The organism is Streptomyces sp. NPDC102360, assembly GCF_044766085.1.
Taxonomy (GTDB): domain Bacteria; phylum Actinomycetota; class Actinomycetes; order Streptomycetales; family Streptomycetaceae; genus Streptomyces.
Genome location: NZ_JBIWLG010000007.1, coordinates 184,676 through 202,306 on the forward strand (window position 1 = coordinate 184,676; position 17,631 = coordinate 202,306).

18 protein-coding genes are annotated in these 17,631 nt (G+C 70.4%); 6 read left to right on the forward strand and 12 right to left on the reverse strand.

The features are described 5' to 3' along the window. Positions 1-31: 31 nt before the first annotated feature. Genes ACIRHA_RS26370 through ACIRHA_RS26380 form a run of 3 tightly spaced genes read right to left on the reverse strand, consistent with a single transcriptional unit; the run spans position 32 to position 3,052 of the window. Positions 32-1,165, reverse strand: a complete 1,134-nt coding sequence (locus ACIRHA_RS26370; protein WP_403850545.1) for an Mrp/NBP35 family ATP-binding protein — start codon at positions 1,163-1,165, stop codon at positions 32-34. A 44-nt stretch (positions 1,166-1,209) separates the two neighbouring features. Beyond that, complete coding sequence (locus ACIRHA_RS26375) at positions 1,210-1,779, reverse strand: DUF1003 domain-containing protein (protein WP_403850548.1); 570 nt, start codon at positions 1,777-1,779, stop codon at positions 1,210-1,212. Then, positions 1,769-3,052, reverse strand: a complete 1,284-nt coding sequence (locus tag ACIRHA_RS26380; RefSeq protein ID WP_403850551.1) for a magnesium transporter MgtE N-terminal domain-containing protein — start codon at positions 3,050-3,052, stop codon at positions 1,769-1,771. Before ACIRHA_RS26380 ends, ACIRHA_RS26375 begins: the two co-directional genes overlap by 11 nt. A 236-nt stretch (positions 3,053-3,288) precedes the next feature. On the opposite strand from ACIRHA_RS26380, the gene ACIRHA_RS26385 reads away from it, so the two are divergent. Next, positions 3,289-3,999: a hypothetical protein gene (locus ACIRHA_RS26385; protein WP_403851142.1), complete on the forward strand. Its 711-nt coding sequence runs from the start codon at positions 3,289-3,291 to the stop codon at positions 3,997-3,999. Positions 4,000-4,174: 175 nt separating this feature from the next. Here the strand turns inward: ACIRHA_RS26385 and ACIRHA_RS26390 are convergent, their stop codons facing one another. Together ACIRHA_RS26390 and ACIRHA_RS26395 are read right to left on the reverse strand one after the other, a co-directional pair. Then, the gene (locus ACIRHA_RS26390) at positions 4,175-4,681 is read right to left on the reverse strand and encodes a hypothetical protein (protein WP_403850554.1); all 507 of its coding nucleotides are present in this window, start codon (positions 4,679-4,681) and stop codon (positions 4,175-4,177) included. Between the two features lie 38 nt (positions 4,682-4,719). Next, complete coding sequence (locus ACIRHA_RS26395; RefSeq protein ID WP_403850556.1) at positions 4,720-5,850, reverse strand: magnesium and cobalt transport protein CorA; 1,131 nt, start codon at positions 5,848-5,850, stop codon at positions 4,720-4,722. A 499-nt stretch (positions 5,851-6,349) separates the two neighbouring features. On the opposite strand from ACIRHA_RS26395, the gene ACIRHA_RS26400 reads away from it, so the two are divergent. Next, complete coding sequence (locus ACIRHA_RS26400) at positions 6,350-6,940, forward strand: suppressor of fused domain protein (RefSeq protein ID WP_403850558.1); 591 nt, start codon at positions 6,350-6,352, stop codon at positions 6,938-6,940. A gap of 75 nt (positions 6,941-7,015) precedes the next feature. Here ACIRHA_RS26400 and ACIRHA_RS26405 read toward each other — a convergent pair whose 3' ends face one another. After that, complete coding sequence (locus tag ACIRHA_RS26405) at positions 7,016-8,281, reverse strand: MFS transporter (RefSeq protein ID WP_403850559.1); 1,266 nt, start codon at positions 8,279-8,281, stop codon at positions 7,016-7,018. 197 nt (positions 8,282-8,478) lie between these two features. On the opposite strand from ACIRHA_RS26405, the gene ACIRHA_RS26410 reads away from it, so the two are divergent. The 3 genes from ACIRHA_RS26410 to ACIRHA_RS26420 all read left to right on the forward strand — a co-directional run bounded on the left by ACIRHA_RS26410 (position 8,479) and on the right by ACIRHA_RS26420 (position 10,792). Next, positions 8,479-9,117, forward strand: a complete 639-nt coding sequence (locus ACIRHA_RS26410; protein ID WP_403850562.1) for a DUF6758 family protein — start codon at positions 8,479-8,481, stop codon at positions 9,115-9,117. 147 nt (positions 9,118-9,264) lie between these two features. Then, positions 9,265-10,128: a PHP domain-containing protein gene (locus ACIRHA_RS26415; RefSeq protein WP_403850564.1), complete on the forward strand. Its 864-nt coding sequence runs from the start codon at positions 9,265-9,267 to the stop codon at positions 10,126-10,128. 58 nt (positions 10,129-10,186) lie between these two features. Beyond that, entirely contained in the window at positions 10,187-10,792 is a 606-nt protein-coding gene (locus ACIRHA_RS26420) for a MarC family protein (protein WP_403850567.1), read from the forward strand. A 77-nt stretch (positions 10,793-10,869) separates the two neighbouring features. Here ACIRHA_RS26420 and ACIRHA_RS26425 read toward each other — a convergent pair whose 3' ends face one another. From ACIRHA_RS26425 to ACIRHA_RS26435, 3 genes are all read right to left on the reverse strand, one after another. Beyond that, complete coding sequence (locus tag ACIRHA_RS26425) at positions 10,870-11,022, reverse strand: hypothetical protein (protein ID WP_306317966.1); 153 nt, start codon at positions 11,020-11,022, stop codon at positions 10,870-10,872. A 268-nt stretch (positions 11,023-11,290) separates the two neighbouring features. Next, entirely contained in the window at positions 11,291-12,166 is an 876-nt protein-coding gene (locus ACIRHA_RS26430; protein WP_403850570.1) for an alpha/beta fold hydrolase, read from the reverse strand. Between the two features lie 81 nt (positions 12,167-12,247). Continuing rightward, positions 12,248-14,647: a DEAD/DEAH box helicase gene (locus ACIRHA_RS26435; protein WP_403850573.1), complete on the reverse strand. Its 2,400-nt coding sequence runs from the start codon at positions 14,645-14,647 to the stop codon at positions 12,248-12,250. A gap of 513 nt (positions 14,648-15,160) precedes the next feature. Between ACIRHA_RS26435 and ACIRHA_RS26440 the strand changes: the two genes are divergently transcribed. Further along, positions 15,161-15,916, forward strand: coding sequence for a ferritin-like fold-containing protein (locus tag ACIRHA_RS26440; protein ID WP_403850575.1), 756 nt, complete (start codon positions 15,161-15,163; stop codon positions 15,914-15,916). A 79-nt stretch (positions 15,917-15,995) separates the two neighbouring features. Here the strand turns inward: ACIRHA_RS26440 and ACIRHA_RS26445 are convergent, their stop codons facing one another. The 3 genes from ACIRHA_RS26445 to ACIRHA_RS26455 all read right to left on the reverse strand — a co-directional run bounded on the left by ACIRHA_RS26445 (position 15,996) and on the right by ACIRHA_RS26455 (position 17,537). Next, a complete protein-coding gene (locus ACIRHA_RS26445) occupies positions 15,996-16,271 on the reverse strand; it encodes a hypothetical protein (protein ID WP_403850578.1) in 276 nt (91 codons plus the stop codon). Positions 16,272-16,456: 185 nt separating this feature from the next. Continuing rightward, positions 16,457-16,684, reverse strand: coding sequence for a DUF3107 domain-containing protein (locus ACIRHA_RS26450; protein ID WP_326013968.1), 228 nt, complete (start codon positions 16,682-16,684; stop codon positions 16,457-16,459). Positions 16,685-16,895: 211 nt separating this feature from the next. Further along, complete coding sequence (locus tag ACIRHA_RS26455) at positions 16,896-17,537, reverse strand: TetR/AcrR family transcriptional regulator (protein ID WP_403850581.1); 642 nt, start codon at positions 17,535-17,537, stop codon at positions 16,896-16,898. Between the last annotated feature and the right edge of the window lie 94 nt (positions 17,538-17,631).

A 17,631-nucleotide genomic window follows, 5' to 3' on the forward strand; every position in this document is an offset into this window, starting at 1 on the left:
CCGCCGTTCTCTCAAGGCGTCGGACAGGACGTCAGAACTTATTGCGCGGCGTGATCCCCAGCGACATCCCCGACAGACCGCGCTGGCGCCCGCTGAGCTTGTCCGCGATCTCACGCAGCGCCGAACCCGCGGGGGAGTCCGGTTCGGTCAGCACGATCGGCTTGCCCTCGTCGCCGCCCTCGCGCAGGCGTACGTCGATGGGGATGGAGCCGAGCACCGGCACCTCGGCACCCGTGGTCCTGGTCAGGCCCTCGGCGACCAGCTTCCCGCCGCCCGTGCCGAACACGTCGACCATCTCGCCGCAGTGCGGGCAGGGCAGCCCCGACATGTTCTCGACGACGCCGACGATCTTCTGGTGGGTCTGCACGGCGATCGAGCCGGCCCGCTCGGCGACCTCGGCGGCGGCCTGCTGCGGCGTGGTGACGACCAGGATCTCGGCGTTCGGGACCAGCTGGGCGATGGAGATGGCGATGTCGCCGGTGCCGGGCGGCAGGTCGAGCAGGAGCACGTCCAGGTCGCCCCAGAACACGTCCGCGAGGAACTGCTGGAGCGCGCGGTGCAGCATCGGTCCGCGCCACACGACCGGCGCGTTGCCCGGCGTGAACATGCCGATCGAGATGACCTTCACGCCGTTCGCCGACGGCGGCATGATCATGTCCTCGACCTGGGTGGGCTTGCCGTCGGCGCCCAGCATGCGCGGGATGCTGTGCCCGTAGATGTCCGCGTCGACGACGCCGACCTTCAGGCCGTCGGCGGCGAGCGCCGCCGCCAGGTTCACGGTCACCGAGGACTTCCCGACGCCGCCCTTGCCGGACGCCACCGCGTACACGCGGGTCAGCGAGCCGGGCTTGGCGAACGGGACCTCACGCTCGGCGGTGCCGCCGCGCAGCGCGGTCGCCAGCTCCTTGCGCTGCTCGTCGCTCATCACGTCGAGCGTGACCTGTACATCGGTCACGCCCTCGACGCGGGCGACGGCCTCCTTCACGTTGTTCTCGATCGTCGAGCGCATCGGGCAGCCCGAGACGGTCAGATACACGGTGACCGCGACGACTCCGTCCGCACCGATGTCCACCGATTTGACCATCCCCAACTCGGTGATGGGCCGGTTGATCTCGGGGTCGTTCACTGTCGCGAGTGCCTCGCGCACCGCGTCTTCCGTAGCCATGCACCCGAGTCTACGGCGGGGTAACCCACACCCGGAAAGCCCTGTCACCGGTCGTCTACGTCACGTCCCCGCGTCCGCTCGGCGGGGAATACGCCGGGACCCTGAGCGGACTGCCGCTGTTCCTCCAGCTCCTTGATGAGGTCCTGCAGCTCGGAGCGGATCCAGTCGCGCGTCGCGACCTCTCCGAGCCCGATCCGCAGGGCCGCCATCTCGCGGCTCAGATACTCGGTGTCGGCGATGGAACGCTCGTTCTGCTTGCGGTCCTGTTCGAGGTTGACCTTGTCGCGGTCGTCCTGCCGGTTCTGCGCGAGCAGGATCAGCGGAGCGGCGTACGAGGCCTGCAGCGACAGCATCAGCGTCAGGAAGATGAACGGGTACTCGTCGAAGCGCAGATCGGGGGGCGCGGCGGTGTTCCACACCACCCACATGACGATGAGCACCGTCATCCAGACGATGAACCGGCCCGTCCCCAAGAAGCGTGCAATTCGCTCCGAGAGCCTGCCGAAGGCCTCGGGGTCGTAATCGGGGATCAGCTTCCGCTTCGGCGCGAGCGGCTGGTCGAGCCGGATGCGGGGCCTGCGCGGGGCGTCGCGCTCGCGTTCCTCAGCCGGCATGGTTCACCTCCCCGGAAAGGTGAAACTCCTGCTCGCGCCAGTCCTCGGGCAGCATGTGGTCCAGCACGTCGTCCACCGTCACGGCGCCGAGCAGCGAGCCGCTGTCGTCGACGACGGGCGCGGCCACCATGTCGTACGTCGCGAAGAACCCGGCGATCTCCGGCAGCTGCGCCTCAGGGGTCAGGGCCTGCAGATCCTCGTCGAGGATCGAACTGACCATCGTGTACGGGGGATCGCGGAGCAGCCGCTGGAAGTGGATCGTGCCCAGGTACTTGCCGGTCGGCGTCTCGTCCGGGGGCCGGCACACGTACACCTGCGCGGCGAGCGCGGGGGACAGATCGGGGTTGCGGATGCGGGCGAGGGCGTCGGCGACCGTGGAGTCGGGGCGCAGCACGATCGGCTCGGTCGTCATCAGGCCGCCCGCGGTCCGGTCCTCGTACGCCATCAGGCGCCGCACGTCCGCCGCCTCGCTGGGCTTCATCAGGTCGAGGAGGCGTTCTTTGTCGTCCTCGGGGAGTTCGCCGAGGAGGTCGGCGGCGTCGTCCGGGTCCATCTCCTCCAGGACGTCGGCGGCGCGCTCCTCCTTCAGCTTGCCGAGCACCTCGATCTGGTCGTCCTCGGGGAGCTCCTCCAGGACATCGGCCAGACGTTCGTTGCTGAGCGCCGCGGCGACCTCCGCGCGGCGCTTGGGGGAGAGGTGGTGCAGCACGTTGGCGAGGTCGGCGGGGCGCAGCTGTTCGAAGGTGGCGAGCAGGCTCTCCGCGCCCTGTCCGTGCTCCTCCAGGTTGAAGCCGTCGACGCTCGACCAGTCGACGGTGATCGCCTCTCCCTTGGCGCGCCGGAACGCGCCGCGCTTCGGGGAGCTCTTCCGTACGAAGACCCTGTCGATCTCCCAGTCGCGGCGCGCGGGCAGTTGCTGGATGGAGACGTCGAGGACGGTGACCTCCTCGCCGCTCTCCACGAGCCGGACGCGCCGGTCGAGCATCTCGCCGAGGACCAGGCGCTCGGTGGGCCGCTGTTCGAAGCGCCGGACGTTGACTACGCCGGTGGTGATGACCTGGCCCGATTCGATTCCGGTGACACGGGTCATCGGCAGGAAGATCCGCCGCCGGGTCGACAGTTCGACGACGAGTCCGAGCAGTCGAGGCGGTCGGCGGCTCACGCGCAACATCGCCACCAGGTCGCGCACGCGTCCGACCTGATCGCCGTTCGGGTCGAAGACGGCGATGCCGGAGAGGTGCGACACGAAGATCCGGGGAACGCCTCCAGCCATACCGTCGCCCGCCTCCTTCCGTTCTTCATTCGCATTCGTCCGGATATACGGGCAATTTCCCGCCCAGGCTAGCCGCTCCCAGTTGCCCGCGCCTTTGCGCGTCGGCCACCCGCCCCGGGCGGGTAACCGAAGATCGCGGGGGTACGCTGCCGTACCTGCCCCCACCCAGCTGCCGTACGAGAGGTAGTCCGCCCGTGACCCTGCGCCCCCTCACCCGTCGTACCCGCAGGACACTCATGGTGGGCGTGATGTGCGCGGGGCTGGCGGTGGGTCTCGCGGCGTGCAGCGAGGAGGACCCGGACGCGGGGACGAACGGGGTCGGCAAGCTGACCGCGGCCAAGATCCAGTCCCGTACGGTCAAGGCGGCCCGCGGCGCCGACGCGGTGCACGTCGCCGGCACGGTGGTCGTCAACAAGAAGACGTACAAGCTGGACATGCGGCTGAAGGCCGACGGCGGCACGGGCTCGGTGAGTACCGGAGGCGGCACGTTCCGGCTGCTGCGGGTCGGCGATCACCTGTACCTCAAGGCGGGCGCCGGTTTCTGGACGCACTCCGAGGACGGCAAGGACGGGCACGGATCGGGCAACGCCGCGCAGAAGCTCGACGGCAAGTACGTGAAGGTGCCGAAGGGCGACCCGGCCTATCAGCGGCTGAGCACGTTCACCGACAAGGGCGTGCTGCTCGACGGCCTGCTCGCGCTGCACGGCAAGCTGGCGAAGGGCGCGCGCGGCTCGGCGGGCGGCGTCCGCACGGTCGAGCTGACGGGTGACAAGGGTGCGGGCGGCACGCTCGACGTGTCCCTGGAGGGCGGTGCGTACCCGATGCGGCTGGAGCGGGCGGGCGGCGCGGGCACGATCCAACTCAGCGACTGGGGCACCGACTTCCCCCTCCGCGAACCGGGCTCCACGGACACGGTCGACTACGGCCAGGCCCTCCCGGGCTCGTAACCGGCCCCGCGGTCGCGCCCTCGGGGCTCCGCCCCGGACCCCGCGCCTCAAACGCCGGCGGGGCTGGATCTGCTCAATCGCCGCAGGGGCTCAAAAGATCTACTCAAGCGCTGCGGCGATCTTTCCAGCCCCTGCGGCGTTTGAGCAGCGGGGTCCGGGGCGGAGCCCCGTGGCGTCAGCGGCGGCGCCGCAGGAGCTTCGGGAGGCCGGCAGGCACCGGGTTCCGGGTCGTGGCCGGCGAACCCATCGGGGGCGCGGCCAACGACCCGTCGGCCACCGGCACCGTAGAACCCGCCGGCTCAAGCCGCAGCACTCGGCACTCCCGCACCCACCGCTCAAGCATGCTCTCCGAGTCGGGCGCGTTCAGCCGCTTACCCTTCAGCTCACCCACGACGGAGTCATACGTCTCCGTACCGGCCGCCAGCTCCACCACCTTCGCCCGCCAGCCGACGAGCCGCCCACCCTTGTCCTTGCTGCGCACGGTGACGAGGGCCGAGCCGCCGTCGACGAGGTCGGGCAGCGGCTGCTCGCCGGGCCCGTCGCCGACGAGGCACGCCGCGCCCTCGTGCCACCCGTGCCACAGGGCCCGCTCCACGCCCCGTTCCCCGCGCACCCAGATCAGCCCGGACTTCTTCGTGGCCTCCTCGACGAGGGCGGCGTCGAGCAGTTCAGCAGTCGTCATACGGAAAGCGTAGCCAGCGCCACTGACAGCACCAGGCCCTACAGCCACCCGTTGCGCTTCAGCGTCCGGTGGATCGCGAAACACACGCCGCCGATGAGGACGAGCACCATCGGGTACCCGTACCGCCAGTGCAGCTCCGGCATGTGCTTGAAGTTCATGCCGTACACACCACAGACCATGGTCGGCACGGCGATGATCGCGGCCCACGAGGTGATCTTGCGCATGTCCTCGTTCTGGGCGACGGAGGCCTGCGCCAGATTGGCCTGGAGGATCGAGTTCAGCAGCTCGTCGAAGCCGATGACCTGCTCCTGCACCCGCTCCAAGTGGTCGGCGACGTCCCGGAAGTACTTCTGGATGTCCGGGTCGATCAGCCGCATCGGCCGCTCGCTGAGCAGCTGAAGAGGGCGCCGCAGCGGAGCGACGGCCCGCTTGAACTCCAGTACCTCACGCTTGAGTTGGTAGATCCGGCCCGCGTCCGAGCCGCGCGGGGAACCCTTGCCGGGCTGCGAGAAGACCTCGGTCTCGACCTCGTCGATGTCGTCCTGCATCGCGTCGGCCACGGCCAGATACCCGTCGACGACGTGGTCGGCGATCGTGTGGAGCACGGCGCTCGGGCCCTTGGCGAGCAACTCGGGGTCGTCCTGGAGCCGGTGCCGCAGCGCGCGCAGCGAGCCCTGGCCGCCGTGCCGGACTGTGATGAAGAAGTCCCGGCCGGTGAAGCACATGACCTCGCCGGTCTCCACGATCTCGCTGGTGGCGGTGAGTTCGGCGTGCTCGACATAGTGGATGGTCTTGAAGACGGTGAACAGCGTGTCGTCGTAACGCTCCAGCTTGGGCCGCTGGTGGGCGTGGACGGCGTCCTCGACGGCGAGCGGGTGCAGCCCGAACTCGGCTGCGATACCGGCGAATTCCTCCTCGGTCGGCTCGTGCAGGCCGATCCAGGCGAAGCCGCCGTCGCGCCGCACCTGGTGCTTCGCGCCGCCGGGCGTGAGGCACTCGGAGGACGGGACGCGGACCCCGTCGCGGTACACGGCGCAGTCCACGACGGCCGAGCAGGCGGCCGTGTCACGCGTGAAGTCGTAAGACGTGCGGGCCTCGTTGGCGTACGGGGCGACGCTCTTGCGCAGCGAGGGACGGACGGCGGCTCGCAGGTCGCGCATCATCGACATGGGCAGGCTCCTTCGCGGGCGGGAGTCGCCGCGCGTCGGGTGGAACCACCCGGAATGAGGACGTCCTGGTCAACCGGGAACCGGGACATGCTGCACGTCCACAAAGCGGGAAGCACCGCACCGACGCTGGGCGGCTTCGCTGACTGATTCAGATCGCGACGTCCGAGGCGGACATCGATGAGATCAGGGGAACGAAGTGCTCTTCCGGCAGGTGCGGCCAGCATGGTGTGCGGCTGACTGCGGGTGAGATGAGGCCCTGGGCCCTACAGGCCGGAAGAACGGGTAGTACTGCACGGTCGACTTCGATCCATGACAGCCCCACCTCCTCCGGCCGGTCCCCCGTGGGGGACGTGAAACGGGTCGGTTTCCCGACGGGCCCGCGTAAGGCCCTCGGCGAACACGCATTGCGTGTTGTCCCGACCAGCGGCCAAGACTATCAGCCGACTGACGAAAGAGGGCCCAGTCCTTACCCGTTGGGTCCGAGATCTATGCTCGCGGGATGGCAGAAGTTCTCGCGCTGGTGGAGGCGCGACTCCGGACAACCCTGGGTGAACCGGACGCACGCGCGGCGGTCACCTTCCTCGGCACCGACCGGATCGAGGTGTTGCGCTTCACAGATGTCTCCCAGGACGTGGTGCGTTACGCCACCCTCGGCATGTCCGCGTCCCCGATGGCCGACCCCACGGCGGCCCTCGCCGACCCCGTCAAGGGCCCTCGTGCGGAGCTGGTGCTCACCGTCCGCGCGGGCCTCGCCGACACCGACAAGGTGCTGCGCCCGCTCGCCGTCCTCGCGGCCTCCCCGCAGGTCGAGGGCATCGTCGTGGCGCCGGGCGCCTCGCTCGACGTGGGCGAACCGCTGTGGCCGGGCGCCCCGTTCACCTCGGCCCTCGTCGCGGAGCCTGGCGGGCTGGTCGAGGACCTGGATCTGGACGAGCCCCTGGAGCCCGTACGTTTCCTGCCGCTGCTGCCCATGACGCCGAACGAGGCGGCGTGGAAGCGGGTGCACGGCGCCGCCGCGCTCCAGGAGAAGTGGCTGAACGGCGGAACGGACCTGCGCGACTCACTGCGCAAGTCCGTACCTCTGGATTGACTGACCGACTGACCGACTGACCGACTGACCGACTGACCGACTGACCGACTGACCGACTGGCTGGCTGACTGCCGGTCAGCTCGCGTACACCGAGACGCTGTCCTCGGTGGCGTGCTTCGGCTCCAGCTCCTCGGCGTCGTGCGTGAGCGCGTTCCTGCGCACCCAGACCACGACCGCGCCGAGCACCGCCGTGACCGCGGCGACCACGAACGGGATGTGGATGTTGCTCCACTCCTCGATCTTCGGTGCGAAGAACGGGGCGGCCGCGGCGGCGAACCAGCGCACGAAGTTGTAGCCGGCGCTCGCCACCGGGCGCGGCGCGTCCGAGACGCCGAGCGCGAGCTCGGTGTAGACCGTGTTGTTCACGCCGATGAAGGCGCCGGACAGGATCGTGCAGACGATGGCCGCGGTGTGGTTGCCGTACCCAAGGACGAGCACGTCGATGGCGAGCAGCACCAGTGAGCCACCGAGCACCTTGAGCGAGCCGAACCTGGCCTGCAGGCGCGGCGCCACGATCACCGAGCACAGCGCGAGCAGCAGACCCCAGGCGAAGAAGACCGCGCCCGACTTGTACGGCGTCATGTTCAGCACGAACGGCGTGAAGGCCAGCACGGTGAAGAACGTGTAGTTGTAGAAGAAGGCCGAGATCGCCGTGGAGGCGAGGCCACCGTGGCCGAGCGCCTTGAGCGGGTCGAGGATCGAGGTCTTCTTCGCGGGCTTCGGCTGTTCCTTCAGGAACGCGGTGATGCAGAGGAAGCCGATGGCCATCAGCGCGGCGGTGCCGAAGAACGGGTAGCGCCAGCTGGCGTTGCCGAGCAGCGCGCCGACGAGCGGCCCGCAGGCCATGCCGAGTCCGAGCGCGGACTCGTAGAGGAGGATCGCGGCGGCGCTGCCACCGGCGGCGGCGCCGACGATGACCGCCAGCGCGGTCGACACGAAGAGGGCGTTGCCGAGCCCCCAGCCCGCGCGGAAGCCGACCAGCTCCCCGACGGAACCGGACGTGCCCGCGAGCGCCGCGAAGATCACCACGAGGGCGAGCCCGGCGAGGAGGGTCTTCTTGCCGCCGATGCGGCTGGAGACGAACCCGGTCACCAGCATGGCGACGGCGGTGATCAGGAAGTACGAGGTGAAGAGCAGGGAGACCTGGCTCGGTGTCGCTTCGAGGCCCTTGGCGATCGACGGGAGGATCGGGTCGACGAGGCCGATGCCCATGAAGGCGACGACGGATGCCCCGGCGGTCGCCCAGACCGCCTTCGGTTGACGCAGGATGCTGGTCGTGCTGGTCGCCCCTGCGTCGAACGTGTCCCCTTCGGCGGGGCCCCCTGTACTGCTGTGGCTCATGCCTCTGCTCCTTCGTGTCCTTCGTGCCCTCGGGCCCTTCGAGTCCGAGGGGATCGTTGGCGTATACACATAATAAGTTAGAGCGGCTAATTAATGCAAGCTACATCTACCTCTCCTGGTCGGGGCGCCACAGCGGTGCCCTCCGGACGGGTGATCGTCCTTGACGCGGCGCGGGGCGGGGAGGACCGTGGGGCTCTATGAGGGGCGAACCCAGTTGCCCGAAGTGTGGTGGCCGGGTCAGGGCTCCCGGACTCTTTGCCGACTCCTGGCAGTGTGATGTGCACGGGACCGTGCACCCGATGCAGCCCGTGATCCCGCCCAGCGTCGAGGCGCTCAGCGTTGTGGTGCGGCGCGCACAGGTGCCGGTCTGGATGCCCTGGCCGCTGCCCGTCGGCTGGCTGTTCACCGGCGTGGCCAACGCGGGGGACGAACGTCACGGCGGCCGTGCCACCGCCGTCGCCTGCTCGGGCCCCGGGCCGCTCGGCGGCCCCGGTGAACTGGTGCTCGTCGCCGAGGAGCTGGGTGTCGGACTCGGCGCGCGCTACGCGGGGATCGACGGGCCCGACCCCGGTCCGTACATGGAGGTCTCGGGGCCGCCGCAGGCCAAGGTGCTCGCGGCGGGCCGGCCCACTCCGATGTGGCATGTCTCCGGCGCACCGGACGACCGGGCGGTCTTCGCCGGTGAGGCGCGCGGCCTGTGGCTGTGGGCGGTCGTCTGGCCGGAGCAGACGGGGATGCTGATGTACGACGAGCTGGTGCTCACGGACCTGCGGGACGCGGGGGCCGAGGTGGACCTGCTGCCGTGCGGGGCGCTGTCGCCGCGCATTCTCGGTTGAGCGGTCGCGTCGCCGTGTCGGTGCGGTAAGGGGTCAGGGCTTGGTTCGGTGGTGACGGTGCTGCTGGAATCCCCGTTATCCTTGAGCGGTCCCCGTCAGTCGTCAGTCCGTCAGTCCCTCACCCCGTCGAGCCTGGAGTACGCAGCCGTGCGCATCGATCTGCACACCCACTCCACCGCCTCCGACGGCACTGACAGCCCGGCCGAACTCGTACGGAACGCCGCCGCGTCCGGTCTGGACGTCGTCGCGCTCACCGATCACGACACGACGCGCGGACACGCCGAGGCCTCCGCGGCCCTGCCCGAGGGGCTCACCCTCGTCACCGGCGCCGAGCTCTCCTGCCGCCTCGACGGCGTGGGCATGCACATGCTGGCGTACCTCTTCGATCCCGAGGAGCCGGCTCTGCTCGCCGAGCGCGAGCTGGTACGCGACGACCGGGTGCCGCGCGCCAAGGGCATGATCGCCAAGCTCAACGAACTCGGCGTCCCCGTCACCTGGGAGCACGTCGCCCGGATCGCGGGCGACGGTTCGGTCGGCCGCCCGCACGTCGCCTCGGCGCTGGTCGAGCTCGGCGTCGTACCGACGGTCTCGGACGCCTTTACCGGCGAATGGCTCGCCGACGGCGGGCGCGCGTACGTCGCGAAGCACGAGACCGACCCCTTTGAGGCGATCCGGCTCGTCAAGGCCGCCGGCGGCGTCACCGTGTTCGCGCATCCCGCCGCCGTCAAGCGCGGCCGCACCGTGCCCGAGTCGGCGATCGCGAAGCTGGCGGAGGCCGGGCTCGACGGCATAGAGGTCGACCACATGGACCACGACGCCGCGACCCGCGAACGCCTGCGCGGTCTCGCCGCCGACGTCGGCCTGCTGACCACCGGGTCCTCGGACTACCACGGCAGCCGCAAGACGTGCGTGCTCGGCGAGTACACCACCGACCCCGAGGTCTACGGGGAGATCACGCGGCGCGCCACGGGCGCCTTCCCGGTGCCGGGCGCCGGCGGACGCGACGCCTGACGCGCCCCGCGCTCACCTCGATCCACCCTTCCGCACCACTCTCGCAAGGCACCCCACCGTGTTCGACGTTGCCGTCTTCGGATCCCTTTTTCTCACGCTTTTTGTGATTATGGATCCCCCCGGAATCACCCCGATCTTCCTCGCCCTCACCGCGGGCCGCCCCGCCAAGGTCCAGAAGCGCATGGCCTTCCAGGCGGTCTGCGTCGCCTTCGGCGTCATCGCCGTGTTCGGCGTCCTGGGCAACCAGATCCTGGCCTATCTGCACGTCTCCGTCCCGGCCCTGATGATCGCGGGCGGTCTGTTGCTGCTCCTGATCGCGCTCGATCTGCTGACCGGCAAGACGGACGAGCCCAAGCAGACCAAGGACGTGAACGTCGCCCTCGTGCCGCTCGGCATGCCGCTGCTCGCGGGGCCCGGTGCGATCGTCTCCGTCATCCTCGCCGTGCAGCACGCGGACGGTGTGGGCGGTCAGCTCTCGGTCTGGTCCGCGATCATCGCCATCCACGTGGTGCTGTGGCTGGTGATGCGCTACTCGCTGGTGATCATCCGCGTCATCAAGGACGGCGGCGTGGTCCTGGTGACCCGGCTCGCGGGCATGATGCTCTCCGCGATCGCGGTGCAGCAGATCATCAACGGCGTGACGCAGGTGATCCAGGGCTCCTGACCCCGCTGGACCACAACGAAGCCCCCGTGCGCATCGTGCGTACGGGGGCTTTCGACGTGTGTGAGTCGCTTACGCCGTTACGAGGCGGACGACTCTGCCGGGCGGATGTAGAGGCGCTGCCCGATGGCGGCGGCCTGCTGAACGATCCGGTTGACGGAGGCGGCGTCCACGACGGTGCTGTCCACGGCGGTGCCGTCGACATCGTCGAGTCGCATGATTTCGAAGCGCATGGGCTTCTCCCTTCGTCTGGTGATCCTCCTGGAGGAGAACTACTGGTGCGGGGGCTTCTCAGCTTGCTCCCGCCGTACGGCCGGGCGGTTGCCCGGCCGTTAAGAGTGAATTGCGCGGCAGCGGTGCCGCGCGTTCCAAGGGGTACAACGAGTTGCCCGCTGCAAACATTCCCTACGCTAAGGAAATTTTTCGATCGGCTAATTACTCGTGCGTCAGCAGTGCCGCGAGAGGCCCGTGAGGTGCCGTTCCGCGCTGCCGGGCGCTGGTCTACGCCGCCGGATGCCGGTCCCAGAACGCGGCGAGGGCGTCGGCCGTGGCCCCCGGCCGGTCGGTATTGGGGGAGTGCTCGGCCCCGGCCACGACGGTGCGCTCCGCACCGAGGCGCGCCGCCATGGCGTCGAGGAGCGGCACCGGCCAGGTGTCGTCCCGCTCGCCCGACAGCACATGTATCGCGAGGCCGAGCGCGGCGAGCTCGTCGACCCGGTCCGGCTCCGTGCGCAGCTGCCCCGCCGTGGCGATGAGCTGGGCCGGGCTGTTCCGCATCCAGCGGCGGCGCAGATCCTCGCCGTCACCGCGGAGGTCGGCGGCGTCCTCGGGCGCGTCCAGGCCCCGGAGGGCCTCCCAGACCTGGCCCATGTCCAGCGCGGCGAGGGCGTCCTGGAGCAGCTTGGCGCGCTCCTGCTGGGGCTGCGCGACGGCGGCCGGGCCCGAGGACATCAACGTGAGCGAGGCGAACGGGGCGGGGTCCTCGATGACCGCCGAGCGCGCGACGAGCCCGCCGAGCGAGTGGCCGAGCAGATGCACCCGGCCGGTCCCCTCGTCGGCCTGGAGCGCTGCCACCTGCGCGAGCACGTCACGCGCCAACTCGCGCTGCCCGTAAGGCCGTTCGTCGTCCTTCGGGCCCTCCGACTCGTACTGCCCACGGCCGTCCACGGCGACGGTCCGGTAACCGGCCGCGCTCAACGGGGCGTGCAGCTCGATGAAGTCCTCCTTGCTCCCCGTGAATCCGGGCAGCAGCAGAGCGGTGCCACGGACCGGGCCCTCGGACGGCTCGCCGGTGAGCGCGGCGAAGTCGCCACGGGCGGTGCGGAGGCGGTGCGCACGGGTGCCGGGCGGCGGGGTGAAGGTCGCGGGCCTGCTCATGTGCCGAGATTACGCGCAGCCACTGACAACGAAGGCCCGGACCCCGCAGCAGCGGGATCCGGGCCTTTCGCCGTGGACCGATCAGGCCTCGGAGGCCTCGACCTTCTTGCGCGTACGACGCGGCTTCGCCTCGGCGCCGTCGGCGACGGGCTCGGCCTTCTTACGGGTCCGCGCGGCGGGCTTCGCCTCGGCGGCCTCGACGGTGTCGACGGCGGGCTCGGCCTTCTTGCGGGTGCGGGTGCGCGCGGCGGGCTTGGCCTCGGCGGCCTCCGCGGTGTCGACGACGGCCTCCGCCTTCTTGCGCGTACGGCGCGGCTTTACCTCGGTCGCCTCGGCCGCTTCGGCGGTGTCGACGATGGGCTCGGCCTTCTTGCGGGTGCGGGCGCGCGTGGCGGGCTTGGCCTCGACGGCCTCAGTGGCCTCTGCGGTGTCGACCGCGGCCTCCGCCTTCTTGCGTGTACGCGTGCGGGTCGGCTTCGCGTCGTTCGCGTCCGCCGCCTCGGCGACGGGCTCGGCCTTCTTGCGCGTACGCGCCGGCTTCGCCTCGGTGGCCTCGACGGTGTCGACGACGGCCTCCGCCTTCTTGCGCGTGCGACGCGGCTTTACCTCGGTCGCCTCGGCCGCTTCGGCGGTGTCGACGGCGGGCTCGGCCTTCTTGCGGGTGCGGGTGCGCGCGGCGGGCTTGGTCTCGGCGACCTCGGTGGTCTCGGCCGTGTCGACCGCGGCCTCTGCCTTCTTGCGCGTACGGGTCCGCGTGGCGGGCTTGGCCTCGACGGCCTCAGTGGCCTCTGCGGTGTCGACCGCGGCTTCCGCCTTCTTGCTGCGGGTGCGCGCGGGCTTCGCCTTCGGCTCGGCCTGCTCCGGCTCCGCGGCCGCCGGCACGGCCTCCACGGTCTCGACGACGGCCTCGGCCTTCTTGCGCGTGCGACGACGCGGCTGGGCGGGGATCTCCGCCTCGACCGTCTCGACGACCGCCTCGGCGGCGGGCGCCACCGGCGCGACCGACGGCGCGCCTGCGCCACCACGCGTGCGGCGGCGACGACGCGGCGTCCGCGGCTCGGCGGACTCCTCCACGGGAGCCGGTGCGGGTGCGGAAGCGGAGGCGGGTGCGGCCGTGGCCTCCCCGGCGCCGACCGGCTCGCCACCGCGCATCCGGCGACGGCGGCGCGGCGCTCGCGCCGGGCGCTCGCGCTCTTCGCGCTGCTCGCGGTCCCGACCGCGGTCACGGTCACGGTCGCGGTCACCCCGGCCACCACGGCCGCCGCGCGGGGACGAGGCCCCGCGGCCACCGGTCTCGCCCAGGTCCTCGACCTCCTCGGCGTCGAGCCCGGCGCGCGTACGCTCCGAGCGCGGAAGCACGCCCTTGGTGCCCGCCGGGATGTTCATCTCCTCGTAGAGGTGCGGCGAGGAGGAGTAGGTCTCGACCGGGTCGTTGAAGTCCAGCTCGAGAGCCTTGTTGATCAGCTGCCAGCGCGGGATGTCGTCCCAGTCGACCAGCGTGATCGCGATGCCCTTCTTGCCCGCGCGGCCGGTGCGGCCGATGCGGTGCAAGTAGGTCTTCTCGTCCTCGGGGGACTGGTAGTTGATGACGTGCGTCACGTCGTCCACGTCGATGCCGCGCGCGGCGACGTCGGTGCAGACGAGGACGTCCACCTTGCCGTTGCGGAACGCGCGCAGCGCCTGCTCACGGGCGCCCTGGCCCAGGTCGCCGTGGACCGCGCCGGAGGCGAAGCCGCGCCGCTTGAGCTGGTCGGCGATGTCCGCGGCCGTGCGCTTCGTACGGCAGAAGACCATCGTGAGCCCGCGGCCCTCGGCCTGCAGGATGCGCGAGACCATCTCGGGCTTGTCCATGTTGTGCGCGCGGTACACGTGCTGCGCGGTGTTGCGCACGGTCGCGCCCTCGTCGTCCGGCGAGGTGGCACGGATGTGCGTGGGCTGCGACATGTAGCGGCGGGCCAGGCCGATGACGGCGCCCGGCATGGTCGCCGAGAACAGCATGGTCTGACGCTTCGCCGGAAGGTGGTTGATGATCTTCTCGACGTCGGGCAGGAAGCCCAGGTCGAGCATCTCGTCGGCCTCGTCGAGGACGAGCGCCTTCACGTGCGAGAGGTTCAGCTTCTTCTGGCCGGCCAGGTCGAGCAGCCGGCCGGGCGTACCGACGACGACGTCGACGCCCTTCTTGAGGGCCTCGACCTGGGGCTCGTACGCACGACCGCCATATATGGCGAGGACGCGCACATTGCGCACCTTGCCGGCGGTCAGGAGGTCATTGGTCACCTGCTGGCACAGCTCGCGCGTCGGCACGACGACGAGGGCCTGCGGCGCTTCGGTCAGCTGCTCGGGCTTGGCCCGGCCGGACTCGACGTCCGCGGGGACGGTGACGCGCTCCAGGAGCGGAAGGCCGAAACCGAGGGTCTTGCCCGTGCCGGTCTTGGCCTGGCCGATGACGTCCGAGCCCGAGAGGGCGACGGGGAGGGTCATCTCCTGGATGGGGAAAGGGTTGATGATGCCGACGGCCTCAAGGGCCTCTGCCGTCTCGGAGAGAATGCCGAGCTGGCGGAACGTCGAAGTCTGCGTAGTCAGGGTGTTGCCTACTCTGTGAGGTGCGGCGCGAGGCGAACGCGGGGGTCGTGACCGTGCCGGTCGGTACACCGGACTCGAGCCGCGGTCTGCGGGGATCGGGTGGACCGGATGGCGCGGGACCACTGCCGACGCTCGAGCGCTCGTGCCGCTGAGGGCCCCTCCTCAGATCCGTACGCCTTGTGACGTACGACCCGGAGGGCTGTCGGGTCGGAGCCGATCGGGCCTCCGACCGGGCATCCTCATTCATGAGCCCCGTCCGAAGTGCGCACAAGCACCTTGGAGGCGCCTTGCACTCGGCGGGCTCTTTACCACCATACCCCGGATTCGCGCATGTGCGATGGCCGAATGGGTCACGTAGCCGTCGTCACACTCATTGACCAGGGACTTCCGCGACAGGGAGAGCGGGCTATTGTGCGCTTCATGGAGACGCCTGACAACGCCACGCCGACCGCCGAAGAAACCCCCGCGCTCACCGGTATCGCCGCCCAGGACTGGGCCACCGCCGCCGTGGACGAGAACTACCGCGCCGCCGTTGTCGACCTGCTGGGCGCGCTCGCCTACGGAGAGCTGGCGGCGTTCGAGCGGCTCGCCGAGGACGCGAAGCTGGCGCCGACGCTGGCGGACAAGGCGGAGCTGGCCAAGATGGCGTCCGCCGAGTTCCACCACTTCGAGCAGTTGCGCGACCGGCTCTCGGCGATCGGCGTCGAGCCGACCGACGCGATGGACCCGTTCGTCGGCGCCCTCGACGGCTTCCACCGCCAGACCGCCCCGTCGGACTGGCTGGAGGGCCTGGTCAAGGCGTACGTCGGCGACGCGATCGCGTCGGACTTCTACCGGGAGGTCGCGGCCCGCCTCGACTCGGACACCCGCTCGCTCGTCCTCGCCGTGCTCGACGACACCGGCCACGCGTCGTTCGCCGTGGAGAAGGTGCGCGCCGCGATCGACGCCGACCCCCGCGTGGGCGGCCGGCTCGCCCTGTGGGCGCGGCGGCTCATGGGGGAGGCGCTCTCGCAGTCGCAGCGGGTGGTCGCGGACCGGGACGCGCTGTCGACGATGCTGGTCGGAGGCGTGGCCGACGGCTTCGACCTCGCCGAGGTCGGCAAGATGTTCTCGCGGATCACCGAGGCGCACACCAAGCGGATGGCGGCGCTCGGGCTCGCCGCCTGACGGCGCGCTTGCCGCCTTGCCGTCTGGTGACGCGCTGACGACGCGTTCTGATTCTTTGGTTCTTCTGCCTCTGCTTCGTCTACGCGTACGGAGTCAGCTGCTGCCGCGCTCTGCCCCGGGTGGGACGCAGCAGCAGCGAGAGCAGGGCGACGGACATCGCGACCGCGCCCACGAGCGTGGCGATCGCATGGCCAGGACCCAGCGCGCTGTGGGTGACGAACGCCCCGAAGAGGGCGCCCGCGACGCCGGTCGGCAGCACGAGCGTGCGTGACGGCAGCCGGTGCGGCAGTCGATGGCCCGCCCCGAGGGCGAGTGCCATGCCGAGCAGTACGGAGCCGAGAGCTTCGAGAAGCATGGTGCGGATACCTCCCGCGCGGCCGGTTGGTGCACTTCGGACGTAGCCGGTCTACCCCTGGCCTCCCGGGTGCAACCCTCCGCGCGAGGATCGGCTGTGCGCTCGCTGTGAACATGCAAAAGGCCTGATGGCAGCTGCGCCATCAGGCCTTTCACGTACTGTCCGCGCGTCCCTTCCGGGAGGCTCTACAGCGGGCCGAAGCCCACCTTCCGCGCCGACGGCTCGCCGAGCTCGACATAGGCGAGGCGCTCGGCGGGGACCAGAACCTTGCGGCCCTTCTCGTCCTTCAGAGAGAGGAGCTGGGACTTGCCGGACAGCGCCGCGGACACCGCGCTCTCGACCTCCTCGGCGGACTGGTCGCTCTCCAGAACGATCTCGCGGGGCGTGTGCAGCACGCCGATCTTGACCTCCACGGCCTTGTCCCTCCGACGATCCGTGATGTGCGCGGAAGACCGCGCTGTACCCAGCACAGATTAGCCCGGCCAGGCGAGAGTCCCGGCGTCACGGCTGCACGCCAAGAGCGAACAGCCGGACGGGAACAAAGTGAGCCGTGGGGCCTAGGGCCTGTCGTTTGGGTCAGGCCCTAGCCGCGTGCGCGCGGGCGCGTACCCGGCGGGCGCGCGCTCAGTGTTGCTCTGTGCCGTGCAGCGGGAAGCCTGCGATGCCGCGCCAGGCGAGCGACGTCAGCAGTTGCACCGCGGTGTCGCGCTCGACCGGGCTCGAGCTGGACAGCCAGTAGCGCGCGACGACCTGCGAGACGCCGCCGAGGCCCGTCGCGAGCAGCATCGACTCGTCCTTGGACAGGCCCGTGTCCTCCGCGATCACATCCGAAATGGCCTCTGCGCACTGCAGGCTGACCCGGTCGACGCGCTCGCGCACCGCCGGCTCGTTCGTCAGGTCCGACTCGAAGACGAGCCGGAACGCGCCGCCCTCGTCCTCCACGTACGCGAAGTACGCGTCCATGGTCGCCGCGACGCGCTGCTTGTTGTCCGTCGTGGAGGCGAGCGCCGTACGGACCGACTGCAGCAAGGACTCGCAGTGCTGGTCGAGCAGCGCCAGGTAGAGCTCGAGCTTGCCGGGAAAGTGCTGGTAGAGCACCGGCTTGCTCACGCCGGCCCGCTCGGCGATGTCGTCCATCGCGGCCGCGTGGTACCCCTGCGCGACGAAAACCTCCTGGGCCGCGCCCAGAAGTTGATTGCGACGGGCACGGCGCGGCAGGCGTGTGCCCTTGGGGCGCGCTGCCTCCGTCTGCTCGATGGCTGTCACGCCGCCTCCCAAGATTGTCCGTGTGCGGTGTGCGCCGCGACGCCATCGTACTTTTGAGTAACCCTGATGTGCGCGGTGCGAGCGCAGAATTTCA

Bases quoted from the DNA above. Each gene is read 5' to 3' on its own strand.
- ACIRHA_RS26425 (WP_306317966.1), bottom strand. From the start codon at position 11,022: ATGCGCTTCGAAATCATGCGACTCGACGATGTCGACGGCACCGCCGTG.
- ACIRHA_RS26405 (WP_403850559.1), bottom strand. From the start codon at position 8,281: ATGAGCCACAGCAGTACAGGGGGCCCCGCCGAAGGGGACACGTTCGAC.
- ACIRHA_RS26430 (WP_403850570.1), bottom strand. From the start codon at position 12,166: ATGAGCAGGCCCGCGACCTTCACCCCGCCGCCCGGCACCCGTGCGCAC.
- ACIRHA_RS26445 (WP_403850578.1), bottom strand. From the start codon at position 16,271: ATGCTTCTCGAAGCTCTCGGCTCCGTACTGCTCGGCATGGCACTCGCC.
- ACIRHA_RS26385 (WP_403851142.1), top strand. From the start codon at position 3,289: ATGGTGGGCGTGATGTGCGCGGGGCTGGCGGTGGGTCTCGCGGCGTGC.
- ACIRHA_RS26395 (WP_403850556.1), bottom strand. From the start codon at position 5,850: ATGTCGATGATGCGCGACCTGCGAGCCGCCGTCCGTCCCTCGCTGCGC.
- ACIRHA_RS26390 (WP_403850554.1), bottom strand. From the start codon at position 4,681: ATGACGACTGCTGAACTGCTCGACGCCGCCCTCGTCGAGGAGGCCACG.
- ACIRHA_RS26370 (WP_403850545.1), bottom strand. From the start codon at position 1,165: ATGGCTACGGAAGACGCGGTGCGCGAGGCACTCGCGACAGTGAACGAC.
- ACIRHA_RS26380 (WP_403850551.1), bottom strand. From the start codon at position 3,052: ATGGCTGGAGGCGTTCCCCGGATCTTCGTGTCGCACCTCTCCGGCATC.
- ACIRHA_RS26435 (WP_403850573.1), bottom strand. From the start codon at position 14,647: ATGACCCTCCCCGTCGCCCTCTCGGGCTCGGACGTCATCGGCCAGGCC.
- ACIRHA_RS26400 (WP_403850558.1), top strand. From the start codon at position 6,350: ATGGCAGAAGTTCTCGCGCTGGTGGAGGCGCGACTCCGGACAACCCTG.
- ACIRHA_RS26410 (WP_403850562.1), top strand. From the start codon at position 8,479: ATGAGGGGCGAACCCAGTTGCCCGAAGTGTGGTGGCCGGGTCAGGGCT.
- ACIRHA_RS26375 (WP_403850548.1), bottom strand. From the start codon at position 1,779: ATGCCGGCTGAGGAACGCGAGCGCGACGCCCCGCGCAGGCCCCGCATC.